Origin of the sequence: Micromonospora sp. 067-2 (genome assembly GCF_046549295.1) — a bacterium.
Classification (GTDB): domain Bacteria; phylum Actinomycetota; class Actinomycetes; order Mycobacteriales; family Micromonosporaceae; genus Micromonospora.
This window is the reverse complement of record NZ_JAJPWB010000008.1, coordinates 1-22,333: the sequence shown is the minus strand read 5'-3', so window position 1 is coordinate 22,333 and position 22,333 is coordinate 1. Positions and strand designations below refer to the sequence as shown.

Genomic DNA, 22,333 nt, shown 5'->3' with positions numbered 1-22,333 from the left:
GGCACCCGCTGCCGCTGTCTGCGCCGGGCGCACCCGCCCCAGCGTGGCCGAATTCCGGCAAAACGGCCCGGAGCGCGACGAACTGGCGTCTGATCGCTGCTAGGCGCCACCGCTGCACGGGCGTCGGCCACCTCGATCGGGAGCGCGAGTGCTGGTACTGCTCATCCTCCACGTCGTGGCGGCACTCTCCGCGCCGCTGCTCGTCCGCCGGTGGGGCCCTCGCGCGTGCTACCCGCTCGCGCTGGCGCCGGCCGCCGCGTTCTGCTGGGCGGTGGCCCGCACGCCGGCCGTCGGTCACGGCGGTGCGGTGGTCGAGACGTACCCGTGGATCCGGCAGTTGGGTCTCGACATCGCGTTGCGGCTCACCACGCTGTCCTGGCTGATGACCCTGCTGATCGGCGGCGTCGGCGCGCTGGTGCTCGTCTACAGCGCCCGGTACTTCGCCGCCGGCTCGGCCGGGCTGGCGCAGTTCGCCGGCGTTCTGGTCGCCTTCGCCGGCGCGATGCTCGTCCTGGTCCTCGCCGACGACCTGCTGCTGCTCTACGTCGGCTGGGAGCTGACCACGATCTTCTCGTACCTGCTGATCGGGCACAGCACCGAGCGGCGGTCCAGCCGGTGGGCGGCGGCGCAGGCGCTGACCGTCACCACGCTGGGCGGGCTGGCGATGCTTGTCGGGTTCATCCTGCTGGGCGAGCATGCCGGCACCTACCGGTGGTCGCAGATCGCCGCGCAGCCGCTGCCCAGCGGCGGATACCTGGCCACGGCGGTGCTGCTGATCCTGGCCGGCGCGCTGTCCAAGTCGGCGGTGCTGCCGTTCAGCTCGTGGCTACCGGCGGCGATGGCGGCACCCACTCCGGTCAGCGCGTACCTGCACGCCGCCGCCATGGTCAAGGCCGGCGTCTACCTGGTCGGGCTGCTCGCGCCGGTGCTGGCCACGGTCGGCCCGTGGCGGCCGGTGGTGCAGGTCGCTGGGCTGGCCACCATGCTCGTCGGCGGCTGGGCGGCGCTGCGGCAGACCGATCTGAAGCTGTTGCTGGCGTACGGGACGCTCAGTCAGCTCGGCCTGCTCGTCACGGTCACCGGCACGGGCACCCCGGACGCCGCCCTCGCCGGCACCGCGATGTTGCTGGCGCACGCGCTGTTCAAGGCGGCGCTGTTCCTGGTCGTCGGCGTCATCGACCACGGCGCCGGCACCCGGGACCTGCGCGAGCTGTCCGGGCTGCGGCACTGGTCCCGACCCCTGTTCGGGATCGCCGTGCTGGCCGCGGCGTCGATGGCCGGCGTACCACCGTTGGTCGGCTTCGTGGCCAAGGAGGCGGTGTTCGCGGCGTTCACCGACCGGCCGGTGGTCCTCGCCGGGCTGGTTGCCGGGACGGTGCTCACCGTCGCGTACAGCGCCCGCTTCCTCTGGGGCGCGTTCGCCGACCGGCCGGGCGTGGAGCCGGTCCAGGCGGGCCGGATCGCCGGGTCGCTGCTGGTTCCGCCGGCCGTGCTGGCCGGGGTCGGGCTGCTCGCCGGCCCGGTCGCCGGCCAGCTGGACGGCCTGCTGCGCCCGTACGCCGAACTGCTCGGCGGGGTCGACGCGCATCTGGCGCTCTGGTCCGGACCGACCCCGGCGCTCGGCCTGTCCGTGCTGGCGCTCGCCGGCGGCGTCCTGCTCTTCGGCCTGCGCGGGCCGATCGCCCCGGCGCTGGCCCGGCTCCGCTCGCCGGTCGGGGGCAGCCAGGGGTACGAGTGGGTCGTGGGTCGCCTCGACCGGCTGGCCGTCGAGGTGACGGGCGCGACCCAGCGCGGTTCCCTGCCGCAGTATCTGGCCATCGTCCTGGTCACCCTGGTGCTGCTGCCCGGTGGGGCGATGCTCGCGGCAGGCCCGTGGCGGACCCGGATACCGCTCTGGGACACCCCGCTGCAACCGGTGGTCGTGGTGGTGATCGGGGTGGCGGCGCTGCTGGCGGTGCGGGCACGTCGTCGGCTGACCGCGATGCTGCTGGTGGGGATGACCGGCTACGGCACCGCCATGCTGTTCGTCCTGCACGGCGCACCCGATCTTGCGCTCACCCAGTTCCTGGTGGAGACCGCGACGATCGCCGTCTTCGCGTTGGTGCTGCGCCGCCTGCCGTACCGGTTCTCGATTCGCCCGCTGCGGCGCAGCCGGTGGGCCCGCCGGGCGATCGGGGTGGCGGCGGGCGTGGTCGCTGCCGGGCTCGCCCTCGTCGCGGCGGGCGCCCGCCGCGCGCCGGACGTCTCCGCCGCCTTTCCGGACCTTGCGGTGGTCCAGGGGTACGGCCGCAACGTGGTGAACGTGACCCTGGTCGACATCCGGGCCTGGGACACCATGGGGGAGCTGGCGGTGCTGGTGGTGGCCGCGACCGGCGTGGCCAGCCTGATCTTCGAGCGGTCCCGCACCGAGCCACGGCCGCGCCGGCCGGAGTCGGACGGCCGGGCCGACAGCTCGGACCGGCCGGTGTGGCTGCGCGGCGGGCCCAGCCTGTACGAGGAGCACCGCTCGATCGTGCTGGAGGTGGTCATCCGGCTGATCTTCCACACCGTGGTGCTGTTCTCGCTGTTCCTGCTCTTCTCCGGGCACAACGCGCCGGGCGGTGGTTTCGCGGGCGGGCTGGTGGCGGGCCTCGCCCTGGTGGTCCGCTACCTGGCCGGCGGCCGGTACGAGCTGACCGAGGCGGCACCGGTCGGCGCCGGAGCGATCCTCGGCGCGGGGCTGGCCGTGTCGGTGGGCTCCGGTGTGGTGGCGCTGCTGCTCGGCGGGTCGGTGCTGGAGAGCGCCAAGATCGACCGATCCCTACCGCTGGTCGGCGACACCCACCTGGTCACCTCGCTCTTCTTCGACATCGGTGTGTACCTGGTCGTGATCGGGTTGGTGCTGGACATCCTGCGCAGCCTCGGCGCCGAGGTGGACCGGCACATCGAGGCGACCGGGTCCGCCACCGGTGGCCTCGCCGTCGACAAGGGGGAGTCGCCGTGAGCGCGAGGAGTGAGCCGGTTCTGCGAGCCCCGCAGTCGCGAACAGAGGAGTCGCCGTGAGCGCGAGGAGTGAGCCGGTTCTGCGAGCCCCGCAGTCGCGAACAGAGGAGTCGCCGTGAGCGCGAGGAGTGAGCCGGTTCTGCGAGCCCCGCAGTCGCGAACAGAGGAGTCGCCGTGACCGACAGCGGCTCCGGTCCCACTGTGGTGCTGGTGCTCGCCGTGGCGGTGCTGGTCGGCTGCGGGGTGATCCTGCTGCTGGAGCGCAGCCTGACCCGGATCCTGCTCGGCGTGATCCTGCTCGGCAACGGGGTCAACCTGCTGATCCTGCTGGGCGGCCGCTCCGGTGGGGCGCCGATCGTCGGCACCGGCCCGGTGCAGCGGATGAGCGATCCGCTGCCGCAGGCCATGGTCCTGACGGCCATCGTCATCACCTTCGGGTTGACCGCGTTCCTGCTCGCCGTGGCGTACCGCAGCTGGTACCTCACCGGTGACGACGAGGTGCCCGACGACCTGGAGGACCGGCAGATCGTCCGCCAGGCCACGCGCAACGAGGTGGGTGCCGTCGACCTCGGCGGTGAGGGCCCGGACGGCGACCCGGAGCAGGTGGATCCCGAGCCCGCCCGGCGTCGGCTGCGGCAGTCCGACGAGGCGGAATGAACGGTTCGTCCCGGTGGGCGCGATGAATCGCCTGCTGCCGCTGCCGGTGGTGGTGCCGCTGCTCGGTGCGGCGCTGACCCTGCTGCTGGCCACCCGGCCGCGGCTCCAGCGCACGGTCAGCGTGCTCTGCCTGAGCGGCACCCTGACGGTGGCGGTGCTGCTGCTGGTGCAGGCGTACCGGCACGGGCCGATGGTGTTGGCGGTCGGTGCCTGGCCGGCGCCGGTCGGCATCGTCCTGGTCGCCGATCAGCTCGCCGCGTTGATGCTGGTGGTCTCCTCGGCGGTCACCCTCTGCGTGTTGCTGTACTCCATCGGTCAGGGCCAGAGCGACCTGGGCGAGAGCACGCCGGTGACGATCTTCCACCCGACCTATCTGGTGCTCACCGCGGGCGTGACCAACGCGTTCCTTGCCGGCGACCTGTTCAACCTGTTCGTCGGCTTCGAGATCCTGCTGGCCGCCAGTTTCGTGCTGATCACCCTGGGTGGTACGGAGACCCGGATCCGGACCGGGTCGACGTACGTGGTGGTCAGCATCCTCTCCTCGATGATCTTCCTGGCGGCGGTGGGACTCGTGTACGCGGCCACCGGCACCCTCAACCTGGCCCAGCTCGCCCAGCGCCTGGACGATCTGCCGGACGGCGTACGACTGACCCTGGAACTGATGCTGTTGCTCGCCTTCGCGATCAAGGCGGCCGTCTTTCCGCTGTCGGCGTGGTTGCCGGACAGCTATCCCACCGCGCCGGCCCCGGTCACGGCGGTGTTCGCGGGGTTGCTCACCAAGGTCGGCGTCTACGCGATCATCCGCACCCAGACGCTGCTGTTTCCGGGCGGGCAGGTCGACGGGCTGCTCATGGTCGTCGCCGGGCTCACCATGATCGTCGGCATCCTCGGCGCGGTGGCCCAGTCGGACCTGAAGCGGCTCTTCTCGTTCACCCTGGTCAGCCACATCGGTTACATGATCTTCGGGGTGGCGTTGAGCACCGCCGCCGGGCTGTCCGGCGCGATCTTCTACGTGGTGCACCACATCACCATCCAGACCACGCTCTTCCTGGTCGCCGGGCTGGTCGAGGAGCGGGCCGGCAGCACCGACCTGCGGCGTCTCGGCGGTCTGGCCCGGGTGGCGCCGCTGCTCGGCGTGCTGTTCTTCGTCCCGGCGATGAACCTCGCCGGGGTGCCGCCGTTCTCCGGCTTCCTCGGCAAGCTCGGCCTGCTCCAGGCCGGGGTCGCGGCCGGTGGCCCGCTGCCGTGGACGCTGGTCGCGGCCGGCACACTCACCAGCCTGCTCACCCTCTACGTGGCCTCCCGGGTGTGGAACATCGCCTTCTGGCGGTCGCCCCGACTGCCCACCACCGAGCCCGTTGTCCGGCTGCCCAGGCTGATGGTCGGCGCCACCGTGGGCCTGGTCGCGTTCGGGATGACGCTGACCGTGCTGGCCGGTCCGATCTTCGATGTCACCGCCGACGCGGCCGCCGACCTGCTCTCGCGTACCCCGTATGTGCGGGCCGTGCTGCCGGGCGGCGCACCGTGACCGGCCCGCGCACGACGACGCCGACGGACGCCGAACCACCTCCTCGCCGCAGACGGCTCGGGCGCTGGCGGGACCAGACGCTGGCACTCGCCTGGCTGGTGGTGGTCTGGAGCCTGCTCTGGGGCGAGGTCAACTGGGCGAACCTGGCCGGAGGCCTGCTGGTCGGCGGCGCGGTGCTGCTGTTCTTTCCGCTTCCGGCGGTCACCTTCAGCGGTCGGCTGCGTCCCTGGGCCCTGCTGGTGTTCGCGGCCCGTTTCGGGGCCGAACTGGTCAGCGCGAGCCTGCACGTCGCCCGGATCGCCGTGCAGCCCGGCTACCGGCCACGCGGGGCGATCATCGCGGTGCAGCTGCGGGTGCCCACCGACCTGAACCTGGCCCTCACCGCCGAGGCGGTCTCCCTGGTGCCCGGCACACTGATCCTCGAGCTGGACCGGGATTCCGCAACGCTCTACCTGCACGTGCTGGACACCCACGGGCCGGCCGAGCTGACCCTCGCCCGGGACCGCACCCTCGCCGTCGAGCGACGGATCATCCGGGCGATCGGATCCGCCGCCGAGGTGCACCTCGTCCAGTCCGGTACCGCCGGAAGGGGAACTCGCCCATGACCACGTTCCTGGCTGTCGTCCTCACCGCCCTGCTGTCGGTGACCGCGCTGCTCGCGCTGGCCCGGCTCTACCGGGGGCCGTCGCTGCTGGACCGGGTGATCGCCGCGGACATGCTGCTCGCGACGATGGTGGGCGCGGTGGGCGCCGAGGCTGCGATCAACCGGCACGCCACCACGCTGCCCGTGCTGGTGGTGCTCTCCCTGCTCGGCTTCGTCGGCACGGTGTCGCTGGTCCGCTTCGCCATCCGGGAGCCGTCGTGATCGCGACGATCGCGGACTGGCTCGGCGCCGTGTGCCTGGTGGCCGGCGCGCTGCTCGGCCTGGCCGCCGCGATCGGCGTCCTGCGCTTTCCCGACGTGCTGTCCCGGATGCACGCGGCCACCAAGCCGCAGGTGCTCGGGGCGCTCCTGCTGCTGATCGGCATCGCGGTGCGGCTGCGCTCCTCGGCGGACCTCGGCATGATCCTGCTGGTGGCGGTCTTCCAGTTGGCCACCGCGCCGGTCGCGGCGCAGATGATCGGCCGGGCCGCGTACCGCTCCGGCCGGCTGGACCGCAGCCTGCTCGACGCGGACGAGTTGGCCGAACGCGAACCTGACGCCGGCCGACCAGGGGCAGCGTGACGAGCGTGCCGAGGCTGGTGAACCGGACGATCGGCGCCTTCGGCCCACCCTCAGCGGAGTCCCAGCCCCTGCAGATAAAATAGGGGCATGATCGACTCCTCTGCCCAGGAGGGCAGCAGTAGCCAGCCGGGTCGCGCCCGGCATTCCCCCTACCCGACGACCCCGGGAGCCCTGAGCGACCCGTGTTGATCGTCGTTGGTCTCCTTCTGATTATCGTGCTCACCGCCGCCACCGGTTACTTCGTGGCACAGGAGTTCGGCTACGTCGCCGTGGACCGGGGCAAGCTGCGCCAGCTCGCCGATGACGGCGATCAGGCCGCCGCCCGGGCACTGACCGTCACCAGCCGGCTCTCCTTCATGCTCTCCGGCGCGCAACTGGGTATCACCGTCACCGCACTGCTGGTCGGGTACGTCGCCGAGCCGTACCTCGGCGGTGGCCTCGCTGACCTGTTCGGCGTGGCCGGCGTCAGCGAAGCGGTCAGTCTGCCGCTGTCGGTGGTGCTGGCCCTGGTCATCGCCACCGTGGTGCAGATGGTCCTCGGTGAGCTGGCTCCGAAGAACCTGGCCATCGCACGGGCCGAACGACTGGCCCGGGCGCTGAGCAGGTCCACCCTGCTCTACCTCACCGTCGCCGGGCCGGTGATCCGGCTCTTCGACCGGGCGTCGGTGCGGCTGCTCCGCCGGATCGGCGTCGAGCCGATCGAGGAACTGCCCAGCGGTGCGACCCCCGCCGACCTGGAACAGATCATCGCCGAGTCCCGCGAGGAGGGCAGCCTGGACGCCGAGATGTCCACGCTGCTCGACAGGGGTCTGGATTTCCGTGAGCTGACCGCCGGCGAGGCCATGGTGCCCCGGGTCGACGTGCACACCCTCCGGGCGCACGAGCCGGTGAGCCGGGTGGTCGAGCTGCTGGACACCGGCCACTCCCGCTTCCCGGTGCGCGGTGCGGAGGGTGTCGACGACCTGATCGGCATCGTCGGCATCGCCGACGTGCTCGGCGTACCGCCGGCGGAGCGGGCCACCACCCCGGTGAGCGCCGTGGCCGGGCCGCCGCTGCTGGTGCCGGAGACGTTGCCGCTGCCCACGGTGCTCGACCGGCTGCGGTCCGGGCACCGGCAGATGGCCTGCGTGGTCGACGAGTACGGCGGCTTCGCCGGCGTCATCACGCTGGAGGACATCGCCGAGGAGCTGGTCGGCCCGATCCGCGACGAGGACGACCCGCCGGAGCGGGCGCCCGCGCGGCAGGACGACGGGTCCTGGGTGGTGCCGGCCCGCTGGCGGATCGACGAGGTCGCCGACAGCACCGGCATCGCGCTGCCCGAGGCACCGGAGTACGACACTCTGTCCGGCCTGGTCATGCGTGAGCTGGGCCGGGTGCCGGAGGTCGGTGACCGGCTGGAGATCAGCCTGCTGCCCGAGGGGGCCGACGGCGACGACGGCGACGCGGAGCCCCGGGCGCTGGTCGAGGTGCTGGCGGTGGACCGGCACGTGGCCGACTCGGTCCGACTGCAGCTGTCCACGCCGGGGGTGACTGCATGAGCGCGAGGAGTGGGCCTGCGAGCCCCGCAGTCGCGACGAAGGGAACGCACCGATGAGCCCCGGGATCGCACTGCTCAGCTCGGTGGTCCTGCTGGCGCTGAACGGGTTCTTCGTGGCCGCCGAGTTCGCCCTGGTGGCCAGCAAGCGGTACCGCCTGGAGCAGGCGGCGGCCGCCGGCGGCCGGGCGGCGCGGGCCGCGCTGGACGGCGTCCGCGAGTTGTCCCTGATGCTGGCCGGGGCACAGTTGGGCATCACGTTGTGCACCCTGGGGCTCGGCGCGCTGGCCGAGCCTGCGATCGAGCATCTGATCAGCCCGTTGCTGCACGTGGTGGGTCTGCCGGACGCGGCCAGCCACCTGGTCGCCCTGGTCTTCGCCCTGGGGTTGGTCACCTTCCTGCACCTGGTGGTGGGGGAGATGGCACCCAAGTCGTGGGCGATCACCGACGCGGAGCGCTCGGCGACGCTGCTCGCGCTGCCGTTCCGGGCGTTCGCCCGGGTGGCCCGGCCGGTGCTCTCCGCGTTGAACGCGCTGGCCAACGCGATCCTGCGCCTGGTCGGGGTCGACCAGCAGGATCAGTTGGCCCAGGTGCACGGCCCGGATGAGCTGCGGATCCTGCTGGAGCAGTCCCGCGAGCACGGGTTGCTCGGCGCCGAGCAGCACCAGCTGCTCACCAGCATGTTGGAGTTGCAGGGCACGTCGGTGGCGCAGGTGATGGAGCCGTTCGCCACCATGGTCACCGTCTCCCGGGACGACCCGGCGGAGCGGATCGAACAGGTGAGCCGGGCCAGCGGCCGGTCGCGGTTGGCGGTGCTGGACGCGGCGGGCGACGTCTGCGGCCTGGTGCACGTCCGCGAGGCGGTACGGGTGGTCACCAACGGCCGCGTCGCCACCGCCGGTGACCTGATGAGCCCCGCGTTCACCCTGCCCGCGACGTCCACGGTCACCGAGGCGGTGGCCGCGATGCGGGCCCGGCAGTCCCAGCTCGCACTGGTGCGCAACGGGGGAGGCCCGGCCCGGCCGATCGGTTTCGTGGCGCTGGAGGACCTGTTGGAGGAGGTCATCGGTGAGTTCGACGACGAGACCGACACGGTGCCACGCGGCAGGCGTCTCCGCTGAGGGGTCGCGTGCCCGGCGTGGCCGGTGCGGCGGGACTGAGCTGACTCCGACGGGGTAGGCGTCCGGGGTGCGGGGCCATCGAGGTCCCGCGCCCGGAGGGGGCGCGGTGCGGCTGACGGGGGTGTCGCGGGAGACCGGTTGGACCGGGCTGTCCGTGCAGACCACGTTGCCCAATCCGAGCACCCGTCCGGGCCTGCGCCTGCCGGGGCGCGTGACGTTGGCGGCCGGGCCGGAGGACGTACCGGTGCGGCACATCCGGCTCGGCCTGGTCACCACGGTCGAGCCGGACGACCCGTCCGGTGCCCGACGGCTGATGCAGTTTCACCAGGTGCCGATCGCCGGCCGGTTCGTCGTACCGGCCGGTCGGCGGCGGGCGGTCGACTTCGCGATGCCCGTGCCGTGGGAGACCCCGGTGACCATCTTCGGTGGGGTGCCGCTGCTCAGCCTGCGGATGGGGTTGCGGACGGAGGTCTCGGTCGACCCGGATTTGGATCAGGGCGCCATGGTGCCGGTCTTCGTGCACCCGATCCCCACCCAGCAGCACGTGCTGGCGGCGCTGGACACGCTGGGCTTCGCGATCCGGCAGGCCGGTCTGCAGGAGGGTGGGCTGCCCGGGGTGGAGCAGACCCTGCCGCTGCACCAGAGGTGGGGCTACTGGGTGGCGCCGCTCTACGCGGGCCCGATCACCGAGATGGAGGTGATCTTCGTGACCAACTCGGCCGGTCTGGAGGCGATTCTCTGGATGGACCGTCGGTTGGCGCTGGCCGGGATCACCCACCAGAGCATCAGCCGGTTCCGGATCTGGCACGCGGACGCCGGCCGGCGGGACTGGGTCGCCACCGTGGACGGCTGGCTGCGGAAGGCGATCAACCGGCACGCGGCGGCGGCGTCCGACGCCGACTGGTCCGCGCAGCTCAGCGAGTCCGCCCACGTCAGCCGCCACCCCGACCAGCCGGTACGGCCGGGCTTCGGCCTGGGCGGCACCGCCGGCGGCGGCGGGGTCGGTGGCGGCGGTGGTGGCGACGGCACCTGACGGCACCCGCCGGTGGGTCAGCCGGCGCTGGCGGTGGCCAACTTGAGGCTGAAGGCCAGGAAGAGCGCGGCCACGGCGGTCGTGCCGCCGGCCGCGAGCCGGCGGCGCTGGCGGAACTGCGCGGCCAGGAACGTACCCGCGAAGATCAACGCGGTCAGGTAGAGCGCGCTGGTCATCTGGAGGATCAGCCCGAGCAGCAGGAACGACAGCGCCGGCCACGCGTAGTCGGGGTCGACGAACTGGATGAAGAACGAGATGACGAACAGGATCGCCTTCGGGTTCAGCAGGCTGATCACCAGCGCCTTGCGGAACGGGCTGCGCATCTCCGCCAGCTCCGCGGCGTCGATGAGCCGCGGCGTGCCCGGGTCGTTGCGCTCGCGCCAGCGCCGCCAGGCGGCGCCCAGCATGGTCAGCCCCACATAGCCGAGGTACGCGGCACCGGCGTACTTGATCACCATGAACAACGGGGGGTACGCCCTGAGCAGCGACGCCACCCCGGCGGCGGCGAGGACCATCAGCACCCCGTCGCCGACGAACACCCCGGCCGCGGCCCGGTAGCCGACCGCCACGCCCCGTTTGGCGGCGGTGGAGAGCACGAAGAGCGAGTTCGGCCCGGGCAGCAGGATGATGGCCACGGTGCCCAGCACGTACGTCCAGATGTCGGTGATCCCCAGCACGCCCGCCATCATCACGCCACCGGTGCCGTCCGGTGAAGCCTTTCCCGCAGCCTGGCCTGTGCGTTCGGCCACTCGTCGACGGTCATCGCGTACTGCACGGTGTCCCGCCAGGAGCCGTCCGCGCGCTGCCGGTGCATGCGCAGCACCCCCTCCCGCGTGGCGCCGAGCCGTTCGATGGCCGCCTGTGACCGCTCGTTGCGGACGTCGGTGTGCCAGGCCACCCGTACCGCGCCCAGCTCGTCGAAGGCCCGGCTGAGCAGCAGCAACTTCGCCTCGGTGTTGATCGCGGTACGCCACCAGGGCCGGCCGAGGAACGTGTATCCGATCGCCACCGCCCGCCGCTCCGGGTCGATCTCGTAGTAGGAGGTGGTGCCCACCACCGCTCCGGACACCGCGCAGCGCTGCACCCAGGGCACGCGCTCGCCGCGCTGCTGGGCGGCCAGGGCGGCGGCGATCACCTCGGCGGTCCCGGCCGGCTCGGCGGGCCGGGCGACGCCGAGGTGCCGCCAGACCTCGTCGTCGGCGGTGGCGGCGTGCAGCTCGTCGGCGTGCGCCAGGTCCAGTGGCTCCAGCCGGACATGCTCGCCGGCGATCGGCGCCGGGTCGTGCCAGGGCGTGCGTGCCGTCCGCAGGTACGCCGGCAGCGGCACGGTGACTCCGTCGGCCGGTTCCGGCGGCCCGGCGGTCAGCCGCAGCGGCAGCACCCCGGCCCAGTGCGGCAGGTGCTCGTCGGCCGCGTCCTCGCGGACTCCACCGGTGCGGGACCGGACCGACACCTCGCGCAGCGGCAGTGCCAGCACGGCGGTCTCGGCCAGCTCCCGCCGGCTGGGCGGGCGGCTGTCCGCGCTGCGTCCCGCGCCCACCTTCTCGACGAGTGCGGTGAGCATGGCGGACTTCTCCTGCTCGTCGGTGACCAGCCGGGCGGTGCCCAGCACGACGACCGAGCGGTAGTTGGCGCTGTGGTGGAACTGGGAGCGGGCATAGACCAACCCGTCGAGCAGGGTCACCGTGACGCAGACCGGCAGGCCGTCACCCCGTGCGGCGAGCAGCGGGCGGCTGCCGGTGGAGCCGTGCAGGTAGAGCGTGTCGCCGATGCGGACGTGCAGGGTGGGCAGCACCCGCGGCTCGCCGTCGACGGTGAACCCCAGCGCGCAGTGGTACGCCTCGTCGAGCACCGCGTGCGCGGAACCCGGGTCGTAGCTCATCTTCTCGCGGGAACGGTTGGGGGTGGTGCGGGCGGTGGGTGGGTACATGCTCGCCCCTTTGTTCTAGTACAATCCCAGATTTGTGTCAGCACGCTATCAGGTCACCGGGGCGACAGCCGTCGCGATTTCGGCCAGCATCGAGTCGGGCATCCGTACCGACTCCCTGCCGCCCGGGGCCGCCCTGCCGCCGGTCCGGGTGCTCGCGGCCGAGCTGGGCGTCAGCCCGGCCACCGTCGCCCGCGCCTATCAGGAACTGCGTCACCGCGGCCTGCTCGCCACCGCCGGCCGGCACGGCACCCGGGTGCGTCCCCGCCCGCCGGTGGCCGCCCGCCGCTCCGCCCTGCGCCCGGCACCGATGCCCGGCGCCCGTGACCTGTCCCGGGGCGAGCCGGACCCGCGGCTGCTGCCCCCGCTCGGCCCGCACCTGGCAGCGCTCGCCAGCGAGGCGGGCGCGTCCATCGGCTACTCCGACGCCGGCGTGCTGCCCGAGCTGGCGGCGGCGGCCCGCGCCCGGCTGAGCGCCGACGGAGTGCCGGCCGGGGAGCTGACCCTCACCGGCGGCGCGCTGGACGGCATCGAGCGGCTGCTCGTCGCCCACCTGCGCCCCGGTGACGCGGTCGCCGTGGAGGACCCGGGCTGGGCCAACCTGCTCGACCTGGTCGCCGCGCTGGGGCTGCGCCCGATCGGCGTACCGCTGGACGACGAGGGGCCACTGGTGGCCGGGGTGGCCGCCGCGCTCGCCGCCGGCGCGCGGGCGCTCGTCGTCACGAGCCGCGCGCAGAACCCGACCGGCGCGGCCGTCTCCGCCGCCCGGGCCGAGGCGTTGCGGGCACTGCTCGCCGGCCGGCGGGACCTGCTGCTCATCGAGGACGACCACGCCGCCGAGCTGGCCCGCGTACCGCTGCATCCGCTTGCCGGTGCGACCGTGAGCTGGGCCTTCCTCCGCTCGGTGAGCAAGCCCTTCGGTCCGGACCTGCGGTTGGCCGTGCTGGTCGGCGACGAGACCACGGTGGCCCGGGTGACCGGCCGGGCGCGGGTGGGCGCCGGCTGGGTCTCCACCGTGCTGCAACGGCTGGTGCTCTCGCTGTGGCGGGACCCGGCGGTCGCCGATCTGGTGGAGCGGGCGGCGGGGAGTTACGAGCAGCGCCGCGCCGGGCTGCTGGCCGCGTTGGCCGATTACGGCCTGACCGCCCACGGCCGCAGCGGCATCAACGTCTGGCTGCCGGTGGCGGACGAGACCAGCGCCGTCACCGCGTTGCGTGACACCGGCTGGTCGGTGGCCCCCGGTGCCCTCTACCGGATCGCCGCCCCACCCGCGCTCCGGATCACCGTCAGCCCCCTCACCACCGGGGACCTCGCGCCGCTGGCAGCCGCCCTGGCCAGCGCCGCCCACCCCACCCCGCCAGCCGGGTTCACGGCCTGAGCGGGTCACTGCGGCTGCTGTCGTGTGCGGACCGGCTCATCCGGTTTCGGGGAATCTGCGGCGTCGCACCGATTCAGGGGGTTTGCGGTGGGTATGCGGGGTGCCGGAGGTGGACGAGATGGCTTCAGGTGGTTCGCGTAAAGGGCTCTGGATCGCCGTGGCGGTGGTGATCATCATCATCGTGATCGTGCTGATCGCGCTCGCATCCGGGGGTGACGGCGGCGGCAACGGCTACTGACCGAGGGTGGCGGCCTCGCCGGGGCGTACCCGGCGCAGGACGGCGAACGGGTATATAACAGTCGGCATGGCCGAGAAGACCGACAGTCCCCCGGGCGCCCAGCGGTTCATCCCGCCCGACGCGGACACCATCGACGAGCTGCGTGCGGCATCGAGCGGTTGCCAGGGGTGCGAGCTGTACCGCGACGCCACGCAGACGGTCTTCGGACGCGGCGACGAGAGCGCACGGGTGGTGCTGGTCGGCGAGCAGCCCGGCGACATGGAGGACCAGAAGGGGCTGCCCTTCGTCGGCCCCGCCGGCCGGCTGCTGCGCCGCGCCGTCGACGACGCCGGCTTGGACCCGCGGCTGCTCTACCTCTCCAACGCTGTGAAGCACTTCCGTTTCGAGTTGCGCGGCAAGCGGCGGATCCACCAGACCCCGGACCAGGTGCACATCACCGCCTGCCGGCCGTGGCTGGTCGCCGAGTTCGCCCGGCTACGTCCCGAGATCGTGGTGGTGCTCGGCGCGACCGCCGCGAAGGCGTTGCTCGGCCCGTCCTTCCGGGTGACGAAGCAGCGCGGTGAGCTGCTGCCCTGGCCCGCGTCCGCGCACCGTCCGGAGGACTTCACCCAGGTCCCGGTGGACAGCGCGGGCAAGCTTGCCGACGCGCCGCCGGCCCGGCTGCTGGCCACCATCCACCCGTCCGCGGTGCTCCGCGCCGACGACCAGGACAAGGCGTACGAGGGGTTGGTCGCCGACCTCACCGTCGCCGCCCGCGCCCTGCCCGGCTGACCGCCACGATCCGCCCAGATCGTGGACACTTCCCGTTCGGCGATCACGACAACTGTCCAAGATTGACAGTGCGCTCCGGATTGCGTCGGCGTCGCGGGCGGGTAACAAGGGTCGATGAACGTCGACAACCAGGCCCACGAGGCGGGTAAGCCCACTGGGGCCACCGGCCGCCGTCGGGGATGGAGGAGGAACTTCGCCGAGCGAGCGACCGGGCTGCAGTTGATGGCCGCCTACTGGGTGCCGGTGACGCTGCTGATCGGGTTGCCGGTGCGCTGGCTGTTCGACCGGCAGGAGCCCCTGGTCGAGGCCGTGCTGAGCGCGGCACTGAGCGCCGTCTGGATCGGTCCCGCGCTTTACCTGGGCCGGCGGGTCGCGGGCGACCAGGCCGCCCGGCGGGATCCCGACGGGTACGCGCTGCGCGAGGCGTTGCGCTCCGGGACCGTGCCGGAGGACGACTCTGCGCGGGGCGAACTGCCCGGCTACCTGGCGGGACAGCGGCGGGCCACCTGGGCGGCCCTGTTGCTCATCCTAAGCGTGTCTCTCGGTCTGGTCCTACTCGGTCTGCTCGGCGCCGACAGCGCAGGCCTCGCGGTGATCTTCGCCCTGGTTGCCATGGTCAGCATGGCCGTCGCCGCTCACACCCTGGCCCGGATCCGCCGGCTGACGCACCTGCTCGCCGCGCCCGACGTCAGGCCCGCGTGAGTGATACGACCACCAGTGGGCGCCACCCACACGGTCGCCGCCCACGCTCGCCCGACCCAGGATCCGCACACCTCGGTGAACGGGTGTCGGGTTGGTCGCTGGCGAAACCCTCTGCCGCTGGTCGGGGCGGGTGCGCGAGGATGGGGCACCCCCATCCCGAGGAGCGCCGATGGCAACCGACCTGACCGCGCCACGTACCGTCCGGCCGGACGTCGCGCCGATCCAGCGACGTACCCTGCGACTGCTCTTCACCACGCAGATCATCGGCGGCGTCGGCGTGACCATCGGGCTCTCCGTCGGTGCGTTGCTCGCCTCCCGGATCGCGGGCACCGCGGTCTCCGGCCTGACCCAGAGCGCCGGGGTGGTCGGTGCGGCACTGCTCGCCGTTCCGGTCACCCGGATCATGACGCGCCACGGCCGCCGGCCGGGCCTGGCGGTGGCGTACGCCGTCGGTGCCGTCGGCGGCGTGCTGGTGGTGCTGGCCGCGGCCACCCGCTCGGTACCGCTGCTCTTCCTCGGCATGCTGTTCTTCGGCGGGGGCACCGCCGCGAACCTCCAGGCCCGCTACACGGCGGTGGACCTCGCCGAGCCGGCCCGCCGGGGTCGGCAGCTCTCCCTGATCGTCTGGGCCACCACCATCGGCGCGGTGGCCGCGCCGAACTTCGCCGCCCTGGCCGACCGGGTCACCAGCGGCTGGGGGTTGCCACCGTTGGCCGGTCCGTTCGCGTTCAGTGCGGTCGCGTTCGTGCTGGCTGGCGGCGTACTCCTCGGGTTGCTCCGGCCCGACCCGCTGCTCACGGCGCGCCGTCTCGCGGCCGCCGACGCATCGGCCGCTGACGCGGCGGCCGTCGACGCGCCGGTCGCCGCCCTGACCCTGAGGGCCGAGGCGCCGGCGGGCGGCGGCGCGGTCGGTGGTGCGCCGGCCGCCGCGCCGGTCACGGTGCGCGCGCCGCGCGGCGCCGGGATGCGGGTGGCCTGGTCGGTGGTACGCGGACGGCCCGCCGCCCGGCTCGGCATCGCGGCGGTGGCGGTCGGTCACCTGGTGATGGTGGCGGTGATGGCGATGACCCCGGTCCGGCTCGGTGAGTCGCACGCCGACGCCGACGTGCTGCGACTGGTCGGCATCGTGCTGAGCCTGCACATCGCCGGCATGTTCGCGTTCTCCCCGCTGGTCGGCTGGCTCACCGACCGGCTCGGCCGGCGGCTGGTGATCCTCGGTGGGGTCGGGCTGCTGCTGGCCGCCTGCGCGGTCGCCGGCACCGCCGGCCACCACACGCCCCGGCTCTCGGTGGGTCTGGTGCTGCTCGGGCTGGGTTGGTCGGGGACGATGGTGGCCGGCTCGACGTTGCTGTCCGAGTCGGTGCCCGCCGGCTCGCGGCCGAGTGTCCAGGGGCTGTCCGACCTGATCATGGGGCTGGCCGGGGCCGGCGCCGCCATGGCCAGCGGGTTTGTCATGCAGGTCGCCGGTTATCCGGTGCTCACCGTGCTCGCGGCGGTCGCAGCGGTGCCCCTGGTGGCGCTAGCGTTGCGGCCGGTGCCGACCGGGGCATCGGATGAGGAGGGCTGATCAGGTGCGGCTGACCGACTTCTGGACGCGGCTGGAGGAGGCGTTCGGGCCCGGCTACGCGGGCAGCATCGCTCGCGACCAGGTGCTGTCCCAGCTCGATGGTCGGACCATCGAGCAGGCGTTGGCGTCGGGTGAGCAGGCGCACGTGGTGTGGCGGGCGGTGTGCGCCGCGTACCCCGACCGTGTGCCCGCGCGACTACGCTGAGCAGCCTTTTCGCCCCGTCCGCGTGTCGCTTGTCCAGTCGTACACCTGTTCGGCTATTGTCCACAGCGGGGTGCTCGTCCACAGCTCACGGCCCGTCGGCTGGTTTTCTGTCGGACCCAGCGCCTAGCGTGTCCGCGTGACGCGAAGCTCAGCAAAGACGCCGGCGAAGGCAGGGGTGGCAACCGTGGCAGCAGGGCCTGACCGGGAGAAGGCACTAGACCTTGCTCTCGCTCAAATCGACAAGCAGTTCGGCAAGGGCTCGGTGATGCGGCTGGGGGACCGGCCGATCGTCCAGACCGCCGTGATCCCGACCGGCTCGATCGCACTCGACGTGGCGCTCGGCATCGGCGGTTTGCCGCGTGGCCGGGTGGTCGAGATCTACGGCCCGGAGTCCAGCGGTAAGACCACGGTGGCGCTGCACGCGGTGGCCAGCGCCCAGCGGGCCGGTGGCATCGCCGCGTTCATCGACGCCGAGCACGCGCTCGACCCCGACTACGCGAAGGCCCTCGGCGTCGACACCGACGCGATGCTGGTCTCTCAGCCGGACACCGGCGAGCAGGCGCTGGAAATCGCAGACATGCTGATCCGCTCCGGCGCGATCGACGTCATCGTGATCGACTCGGTGGCGGCCCTGGTGCCGCGCGCCGAGATCGAGGGTGAGATGGGCGACAGCCACGTGGGTCTCCAGGCCCGGCTGATGAGCCAGGCGCTGCGGAAGATCACCGGTGTCCTCAGCAACACCGGCACCACGGCGATCTTCATCAACCAGCTCCGGGAAAAGATCGGCGTGATGTTCGGGTCACCCGAGACCACGACCGGTGGTCGGGCGCTGAAGTTCTACGCCTCGGTCCGGCTCGACGTGCGCCGCATCGAGAGCCTCAAGGACGGCACCGACGTGGTCGGTAACCGCACCCGGGTCAAGGTCGTGAAGAACAAGGTCGCGGCCCCGTTCAAGCAGGCCGAGTTCGACATCATGTACGGCAAGGGCATCTCGCGCGAGGGCTCGCTGATCGACGTCGGCGTGGAGCAGGCGATCATTCGGAAGTCCGGCGCCTGGTACACGTACGACGGCGACCAGCTCGGCCAGGGCAAGGAGAAGGCTCGGGAGTTCCTGAAGGAAAACCCGGACGTGGCCGCCGAGATCGAGAAGAAGATCCTGGAGAAGCTCGGCGTCGGGGTCGGCGCGGGCGACGCCGCCGGTGGCCCGGAGCTGCCGCCGGTCGACTTCTGACCGGTCGCTGACCCATGGCAGGACGACGCGCCCGTACGGGGCGGGGCTGGGATGCCAGCCCACCCCGTACGGGCGATGCCAGTGACCCGCCTCGCCCACGCAGGGGCCAACGGTCCGAGCAGCAGGCGGGTGAACCGGAGCCGCCGCCGCGCGACGAGTCGGAGGTGGCCCGCGAGATCTGCCTGCGCCAGCTCGCCGTCCGGCCGCGCACCCGGGCCGAGTTGGCCGGGGCGCTGGCCAAGCGGGGCATTTCCGAGCAGGTCTCGGCCGACGTGCTCGACCGGTACGACGAGGTCGGCATCATCGACGACGCCGCGTTCGCCCGCGCCTGGGTGTCCAGTCGGCACGCTGGGCGTGGCCTGGCCCGCCGGGTGCTCGCCAACGAGCTGCGCCAGAAGGGCGTCGACGGCGAGGTGGCCACCGAGGCGCTCGGTGAGCTGAACGAGGAGACCGAGGCGGAAACCGCCCGTGCCCTGGTGGAGCGCAAGCTGCGTACCGCCCGGGGTGAGCCCGACGCGGTCTTCCGCCGGCTGGTGGGCATGCTGGCCCGCAAGGGTTACCCGCCCGGCGTGGCGATCCGGGCGGTGAAGGACGCGATCGCGGCGCAGAGCGCCGAGGCGGCCGAGTTCGCCGAGCAGATCGACGCCGACGCGCTCGCTGACGCCGAGGGTGAGGTGGATCGCGACATCCGCTCAGGCGAGTGATCGTCCCGGCGGGTGAACGGACAGGTCACACAACCCGGTCGTCGGGGTCGCTGCAAAGGCGAGCGTAGGTCGCGTTGAGCAGCCCCGACGCGGTCTTCGCGCCGAACGCCTCGCGGAGTTTGTCCAACCGTGTCCGGCGCGACATCAGCATTCGGTGATGCCGCAACTTCTCTCCGTTCGGGGGGTTTGATCATGAGTCCTTGACCAGACCACCCCCGGAGACCTAGCCTCGCCATACAGGCTCACATTGCCCGACCAAGCGCAGGCTAAGCGCACAACATAGATCGCGTAACAGAACAGCATCACTTCGGCCGCCTCAGCGGCCTTTGGCGGCAGCTTCGGACAGGCCGGTCCGGAACGCCGCGACAACTGCACCCGGTCGCCGACGTTGCCCGAGGGCACCGCCGGCGGAGAGAGCTATCCCACGGCCATCCGCTCCGGTCGGGCGTCCACAGCCGCAGGAGTGTGCCCCGGCACAGTCGCTGCGGTCTCGACGTTCAGGGGAGGCGGCCATGGCGGGGCGGCGGCACAGGTTCACCGGCGGACCCGACGGGGTCCCGGCATGAACGCCTTCGACGTCGTGCTCCTCGCGGCCGTTGTCGTCCTCGCCGCGGTGGTGGTCGGGGCCGTGCTGGTCGGCATCCGGACGCTGCGCAGGATGGGTGCGGCGCCGGCGCCGGAGGATCCCGCCTTCATCGCCGAGAAGGACCGCCAGGAGCAGTCTCTGGCCGCCCTACGCACCGCGGCCGACAAGGCGAACAGCACGATCGACGTGGCGAAGTCCGCGGCCGCGGCGGCGCGTGCCGAGGCGGCGGCGGCCACCGCCGAGGCGAAGGCGGCCCGAGCGGAGGCCGGCCGGGTGCTCGACGACGCCCGCGCCGAGGCCGACACCGTGCTGGAACGCGCCCACAAGCAGGCTGAGGCGGACGCCGAGCAACTGCGCAGCACGGCCCGCCGCAGCGGCGAGCGGGAGGTCGCGGTGCTCGCCGCCACGACGCGCGAGCAGGCCGCGGAGGTGGAGCGCCGCGCCTCGCGGATGGACGAGCGGGAGCGGCTGCACACCGAGGAGGTGGAGCGGTCCGCCGAGCGGGAGCGGCAGCTCACCGCGGCCCGCGCCGCCCTCGCCACCCGCGAGTCCGCGCTCTCCAGGCGGGAGGTCGAACTGGCCGAGGCGGAGGAACTGCGTCGCCGGGAGCTGGAACGGGTGGCCGGCCTCACCGCCGACTCGGCCCGCCTGGAGCTGATCGAGGTCATCGAGACGTCTGCCAAGCGGGAGGCGGCGCTGCTGGTACGGGACATCGAGTCCGACGCACGCAACACCGCCGAACAGCGAGCCCGGCACATCGTGGTGGACGCGATCCAGCGGGTGGCCAGCGAGCAGACCGCGGAGAGCGTGGTCAGCGTCCTGCACCTGCCCGGAGACGAGATGAAGGGGCGGATCATCGGCCGGGAGGGGCGCAACATCCGCGCCTTCGAGTCGGTGACGGGGGTCAACCTGATCATCGACGACACCCCGGAGGCGGTGCTGCTGTCCTGCTTCGACCCGGTGCGCCGGGAGGTCGGCCGGCTCACCCTCGAGAAGCTGGTGCTGGACGGGCGGATCCACCCGCACCGGATCGAGGAGGTCTACGACCTGGCCCGCCACGAGGTGAAGGAGCTCTGCCAGCGGGCCGCCGAGGACGCCCTGGTCGAGGTGGGCATCACCGAGATCCACCCGGAGCTGGTCACCCTGCTGGGTCGACTGCGTTACCGCACCTCGTACGGGCAGAACGTGCTCAAGCACCTGGTCGAGACCGCGCACATCGCCGGGATCATGGCCGCCGAGCTGCGGCTGGACGTGCCCACCATCAAGCGGTCGGCGTTCCTGCACGACATCGGCAAGGCGCTCACCCACGAGGTGGAGGGCAGCCACGCCATCATCGGCGCCGACCTGGCCCGCAAGTACGGCGAGCACGAGGACGTGGTGCACGCCATCGAGGCGCACCACAACGAGGTGCCGCCACAGACCATCGAGGCCGTGCTCACCCAGGCCTCCGACGCCTGCTCCGGCGGTCGGCCGGGCGCGCGCCGGGAGAGCCTGGAGGCGTACGTCAAGCGGCTGGAGCGGATCGAGGAGATCGCGGCCGGCAAGATCGGCGTGGACAAGGTCTTCGCCATGCAGGCCGGCCGGGAGATCCGGGTGATGGTCAAGCCGGACGACGTGGACGACATCGGGGCGGCCGTGCTGGCCCGCGACGTGGCCAAGCAGATCGAGGAGGAGCTGACCTACCCGGGTCAGATCCGGGTCACCGTGGTCCGCGAGTCCCGGGTCACCGAGATCGCCCGCTGACGTCGCGTCAACAGCCCATGATCAACACGAGGTCAGCGATATCGGGGTATCCCGCCGTGCGGTGATACCCCGATATCGGCGACGCCGAGTTGATCACGCGCCGGTGAACGGCTCCGCCGCACTCCGCATCAGATCATCCGGCCGGCGGCGTCGCCCACGTCCTGCGACGGCAGCACCTTCGCCTCCGTCCGTGGGACACGGCCCATCCGCTTCTGCAACCACCACGCGAAGGCCGACAGCGCCCCGCAGATGGTGATGTAGATCGCCCCGACGATCAGGTACGTCGGCACATACGGCAGGCCGAACGGCAACCGGCCGCCGATCTGCTTACCCACGAAGAGCAACTCCGGGTACGTGATGATGAAGCCCAGCGCGGTGTCCTTGAGCAGCACGACGAGCTGGCTGACGATGGCCGGAAGCATCGCCCGGACCGCCTGCGGCAGCAGGATCAGCCGCAGCACCTGGTTCTTGCGCAGGCCGACCGCGTACCCGCCCTCGGTCTGCCCGTACGGCACCGCGTTGATGCCGGCCCGGAAGATCTCCGCCAGCACCGAGCCGTTGTAGAGCATCAGCCCGATGACCAGCGCCCACAGCTTGTCGATCGACCAGCCGTACTGCAGCGGCACGTAGTAGCCGAAGAAGATCAGGATCAGCAGCGGGATCGCCCGGAACAGCTCCACCACGAAGGTGGCAGGGGTCCGCAGCGCCCACTTGTCGCTCAGACGGGCACTGGCGAAGACCGCGCCGAACAGCAGCGCCAGAACCGCGGCGATGCCGGCGGCCTTCAGCGTCGCCCACAGACCGCCGAGCAGTTCGCGCTGCACCGAGGCGTACTGGAACTGCTCCCACTTGCGGGCCTCGAACTGGCCGGTGTCGGCGAACTTGTAGCCGACGTACGCGAGCAGGGCGACGATGCCGACGGTGGAGACGACGCCCAGGATCGCGTTGCGGCGACGGGCGCGAGGCCCGGGAATGTCGTAGAGGATCGACGCCTGGCTCATCTCAGCCATCCCTCGTTCAGGACTGCGGGGCTCGCAAGCTCACTCCTCGCGCTCACGGTGCCGTTCTCGTTCGCGACTGCGGGGCTCGCAAGCTCACTCCTCGCGCTCACGGTGCCGTTCTCGTTCGCGACTGCGGGGCTCGCAAGCTCACTCCTCGCGCTCACGGTGCCGTTCTCGTTCGCGACTGCGGGGCTCGCAAGC

22 protein-coding genes are annotated in these 22,333 nt (G+C 72.4%); 18 read left to right on the top strand and 4 right to left on the bottom strand.

All coding sequences use genetic code 11. The features are described from left to right. Window positions 1-148: 148 nt before the first annotated feature. The 9 genes from ACLJN9_RS19880 (at window position 149) to ACLJN9_RS19840 (ending at window position 10,079) form a co-directional block, all read left to right on the top strand. A complete protein-coding gene (locus ACLJN9_RS19880) occupies window positions 149-2,983 on the top strand; it encodes a Na+/H+ antiporter subunit A (RefSeq protein WP_410812952.1) in 2,835 nt (944 codons plus the stop codon). Between the two features lie 173 nt (window positions 2,984-3,156). After that, on the top strand, window positions 3,157-3,639 hold the full coding sequence (locus tag ACLJN9_RS19875; protein ID WP_410812950.1) for a Na(+)/H(+) antiporter subunit C: 483 nt from the start codon (window positions 3,157-3,159) through the stop codon (window positions 3,637-3,639). Window positions 3,640-3,661: 22 nt separating this feature from the next. Then, window positions 3,662-5,167 carry a Na+/H+ antiporter subunit D gene (locus ACLJN9_RS19870; RefSeq protein ID WP_410812948.1) on the top strand — a complete coding sequence of 502 codons (1,506 nt, stop codon included), beginning with the start codon at window positions 3,662-3,664 and terminating at the stop codon, window positions 5,165-5,167. After that, the gene (locus ACLJN9_RS19865; RefSeq protein ID WP_410812946.1) at window positions 5,164-5,772 is read left to right on the top strand and encodes a Na+/H+ antiporter subunit E; all 609 of its coding nucleotides are present in this window, start codon (window positions 5,164-5,166) and stop codon (window positions 5,770-5,772) included. The genes ACLJN9_RS19870 and ACLJN9_RS19865 overlap by 4 nt, the downstream gene beginning before the upstream one ends. Then, entirely contained in the window at window positions 5,769-6,032 is a 264-nt protein-coding gene (locus ACLJN9_RS19860) for a monovalent cation/H+ antiporter complex subunit F (RefSeq protein WP_410812944.1), read from the top strand. The genes ACLJN9_RS19865 and ACLJN9_RS19860 overlap by 4 nt, the downstream gene beginning before the upstream one ends. Continuing rightward, window positions 6,032-6,391, top strand: a complete 360-nt coding sequence (gene mnhG, locus ACLJN9_RS19855; protein WP_410813311.1) for a monovalent cation/H(+) antiporter subunit G — start codon at window positions 6,032-6,034, stop codon at window positions 6,389-6,391. The genes ACLJN9_RS19860 and mnhG overlap by 1 nt, the downstream gene beginning before the upstream one ends. A 182-nt stretch (window positions 6,392-6,573) precedes the next feature. Beyond that, window positions 6,574-7,929 (top strand): hemolysin family protein, encoded by a 1,356-nt coding sequence (locus tag ACLJN9_RS19850; protein WP_410812943.1) that lies wholly within the window; start codon window positions 6,574-6,576, stop codon window positions 7,927-7,929. 52 nt (window positions 7,930-7,981) lie between these two features. Beyond that, on the top strand, window positions 7,982-9,046 hold the full coding sequence (locus tag ACLJN9_RS19845; protein ID WP_410812941.1) for a hemolysin family protein: 1,065 nt from the start codon (window positions 7,982-7,984) through the stop codon (window positions 9,044-9,046). A 106-nt stretch (window positions 9,047-9,152) separates the two neighbouring features. Continuing rightward, a complete protein-coding gene (locus ACLJN9_RS19840) occupies window positions 9,153-10,079 on the top strand; it encodes a sporulation protein (protein WP_410812940.1) in 927 nt (308 codons plus the stop codon). 17 nt (window positions 10,080-10,096) lie between these two features. Here the strand turns inward: ACLJN9_RS19840 and leuE are convergent, their stop codons facing one another. Both leuE and ACLJN9_RS19830 read right to left on the bottom strand, forming a co-directional pair. After that, the gene (gene leuE / locus ACLJN9_RS19835; RefSeq protein ID WP_410813310.1) at window positions 10,097-10,768 is read right to left on the bottom strand and encodes a leucine efflux protein LeuE; all 672 of its coding nucleotides are present in this window, start codon (window positions 10,766-10,768) and stop codon (window positions 10,097-10,099) included. Beyond that, complete coding sequence (locus tag ACLJN9_RS19830) at window positions 10,768-12,009, bottom strand: bifunctional pyridoxamine 5'-phosphate oxidase family protein/GNAT family N-acetyltransferase (protein ID WP_410812938.1); 1,242 nt, start codon at window positions 12,007-12,009, stop codon at window positions 10,768-10,770. The genes leuE and ACLJN9_RS19830 overlap by 1 nt, the downstream gene beginning before the upstream one ends. Before the next feature lie 34 nt (window positions 12,010-12,043). Here ACLJN9_RS19830 and ACLJN9_RS19825 point away from each other — a divergent pair, with 34 nt between their 5' ends. The 9 genes from ACLJN9_RS19825 to rny all read left to right on the top strand — a co-directional run bounded on the left by ACLJN9_RS19825 (window position 12,044) and on the right by rny (window position 21,131). Then, complete coding sequence (locus ACLJN9_RS19825) at window positions 12,044-13,384, top strand: aminotransferase class I/II-fold pyridoxal phosphate-dependent enzyme (protein WP_410812936.1); 1,341 nt, start codon at window positions 12,044-12,046, stop codon at window positions 13,382-13,384. Between the two features lie 109 nt (window positions 13,385-13,493). Further along, on the top strand, window positions 13,494-13,622 hold the full coding sequence (locus tag ACLJN9_RS19820; RefSeq protein ID WP_410812934.1) for a hypothetical protein: 129 nt from the start codon (window positions 13,494-13,496) through the stop codon (window positions 13,620-13,622). Window positions 13,623-13,688: 66 nt separating this feature from the next. Next, a complete protein-coding gene (locus tag ACLJN9_RS19815; RefSeq protein ID WP_410812932.1) occupies window positions 13,689-14,393 on the top strand; it encodes a UdgX family uracil-DNA binding protein in 705 nt (234 codons plus the stop codon). A 114-nt stretch (window positions 14,394-14,507) separates the two neighbouring features. Then, window positions 14,508-15,095: a hypothetical protein gene (locus ACLJN9_RS19810; RefSeq protein ID WP_410812931.1), complete on the top strand. Its 588-nt coding sequence runs from the start codon at window positions 14,508-14,510 to the stop codon at window positions 15,093-15,095. Window positions 15,096-15,264: 169 nt separating this feature from the next. Further along, window positions 15,265-16,662, top strand: coding sequence for an MFS transporter (locus ACLJN9_RS19805; RefSeq protein WP_410812930.1), 1,398 nt, complete (start codon window positions 15,265-15,267; stop codon window positions 16,660-16,662). A 4-nt stretch (window positions 16,663-16,666) separates the two neighbouring features. Next, a complete protein-coding gene (locus tag ACLJN9_RS19800; protein ID WP_410812928.1) occupies window positions 16,667-16,867 on the top strand; it encodes a DUF3046 domain-containing protein in 201 nt (66 codons plus the stop codon). A 184-nt stretch (window positions 16,868-17,051) separates the two neighbouring features. Next, entirely contained in the window at window positions 17,052-18,098 is a 1,047-nt protein-coding gene (gene recA / locus ACLJN9_RS19795; protein WP_410812926.1) for a recombinase RecA, read from the top strand. 14 nt (window positions 18,099-18,112) lie between these two features. Continuing rightward, window positions 18,113-18,802: a regulatory protein RecX gene (locus tag ACLJN9_RS19790; protein ID WP_410812925.1), complete on the top strand. Its 690-nt coding sequence runs from the start codon at window positions 18,113-18,115 to the stop codon at window positions 18,800-18,802. A 562-nt stretch (window positions 18,803-19,364) separates the two neighbouring features. Next, window positions 19,365-21,131 (top strand): ribonuclease Y, encoded by a 1,767-nt coding sequence (gene rny, locus ACLJN9_RS19785; RefSeq protein ID WP_410812923.1) that lies wholly within the window; start codon window positions 19,365-19,367, stop codon window positions 21,129-21,131. A gap of 128 nt (window positions 21,132-21,259) precedes the next feature. Here rny and ACLJN9_RS19780 read toward each other — a convergent pair whose 3' ends face one another. Both ACLJN9_RS19780 and ACLJN9_RS19775 read right to left on the bottom strand, forming a co-directional pair. Beyond that, window positions 21,260-22,132, bottom strand: coding sequence for an amino acid ABC transporter permease (locus ACLJN9_RS19780; protein WP_410812922.1), 873 nt, complete (start codon window positions 22,130-22,132; stop codon window positions 21,260-21,262). Continuing rightward, on the bottom strand, window positions 22,129-22,333 hold a 205-nt coding region (locus ACLJN9_RS19775), incomplete at its 5' end, for a hypothetical protein (RefSeq protein ID WP_410812921.1). The genes ACLJN9_RS19775 and ACLJN9_RS19780, both read right to left, overlap by 4 nt.

Coding starts and splice junctions, on each gene's coding strand:
- ACLJN9_RS19870 (WP_410812948.1), top strand. CDS start 3,662: ATGAATCGCCTGCTGCCGCTGCCGGTGGTGGTGCCGCTGCTCGGTGCG.
- ACLJN9_RS19860 (WP_410812944.1), top strand. CDS start 5,769: ATGACCACGTTCCTGGCTGTCGTCCTCACCGCCCTGCTGTCGGTGACC.
- ACLJN9_RS19845 (WP_410812941.1), top strand. CDS start 7,982: ATGAGCCCCGGGATCGCACTGCTCAGCTCGGTGGTCCTGCTGGCGCTG.
- leuE (WP_410813310.1), bottom strand. CDS start 10,768: ATGATGGCGGGCGTGCTGGGGATCACCGACATCTGGACGTACGTGCTG.
- ACLJN9_RS19830 (WP_410812938.1), bottom strand. CDS start 12,009: ATGTACCCACCCACCGCCCGCACCACCCCCAACCGTTCCCGCGAGAAG.
- ACLJN9_RS19815 (WP_410812932.1), top strand. CDS start 13,689: ATGGCCGAGAAGACCGACAGTCCCCCGGGCGCCCAGCGGTTCATCCCG.
- ACLJN9_RS19810 (WP_410812931.1), top strand. CDS start 14,508: ATGAACGTCGACAACCAGGCCCACGAGGCGGGTAAGCCCACTGGGGCC.
- ACLJN9_RS19805 (WP_410812930.1), top strand. CDS start 15,265: ATGGCAACCGACCTGACCGCGCCACGTACCGTCCGGCCGGACGTCGCG.
- ACLJN9_RS19790 (WP_410812925.1), top strand. CDS start 18,113: ATGGCAGGACGACGCGCCCGTACGGGGCGGGGCTGGGATGCCAGCCCA.
- rny (WP_410812923.1), top strand. CDS start 19,365: ATGAACGCCTTCGACGTCGTGCTCCTCGCGGCCGTTGTCGTCCTCGCC.
- ACLJN9_RS19780 (WP_410812922.1), bottom strand. CDS start 22,132: ATGAGCCAGGCGTCGATCCTCTACGACATTCCCGGGCCTCGCGCCCGT.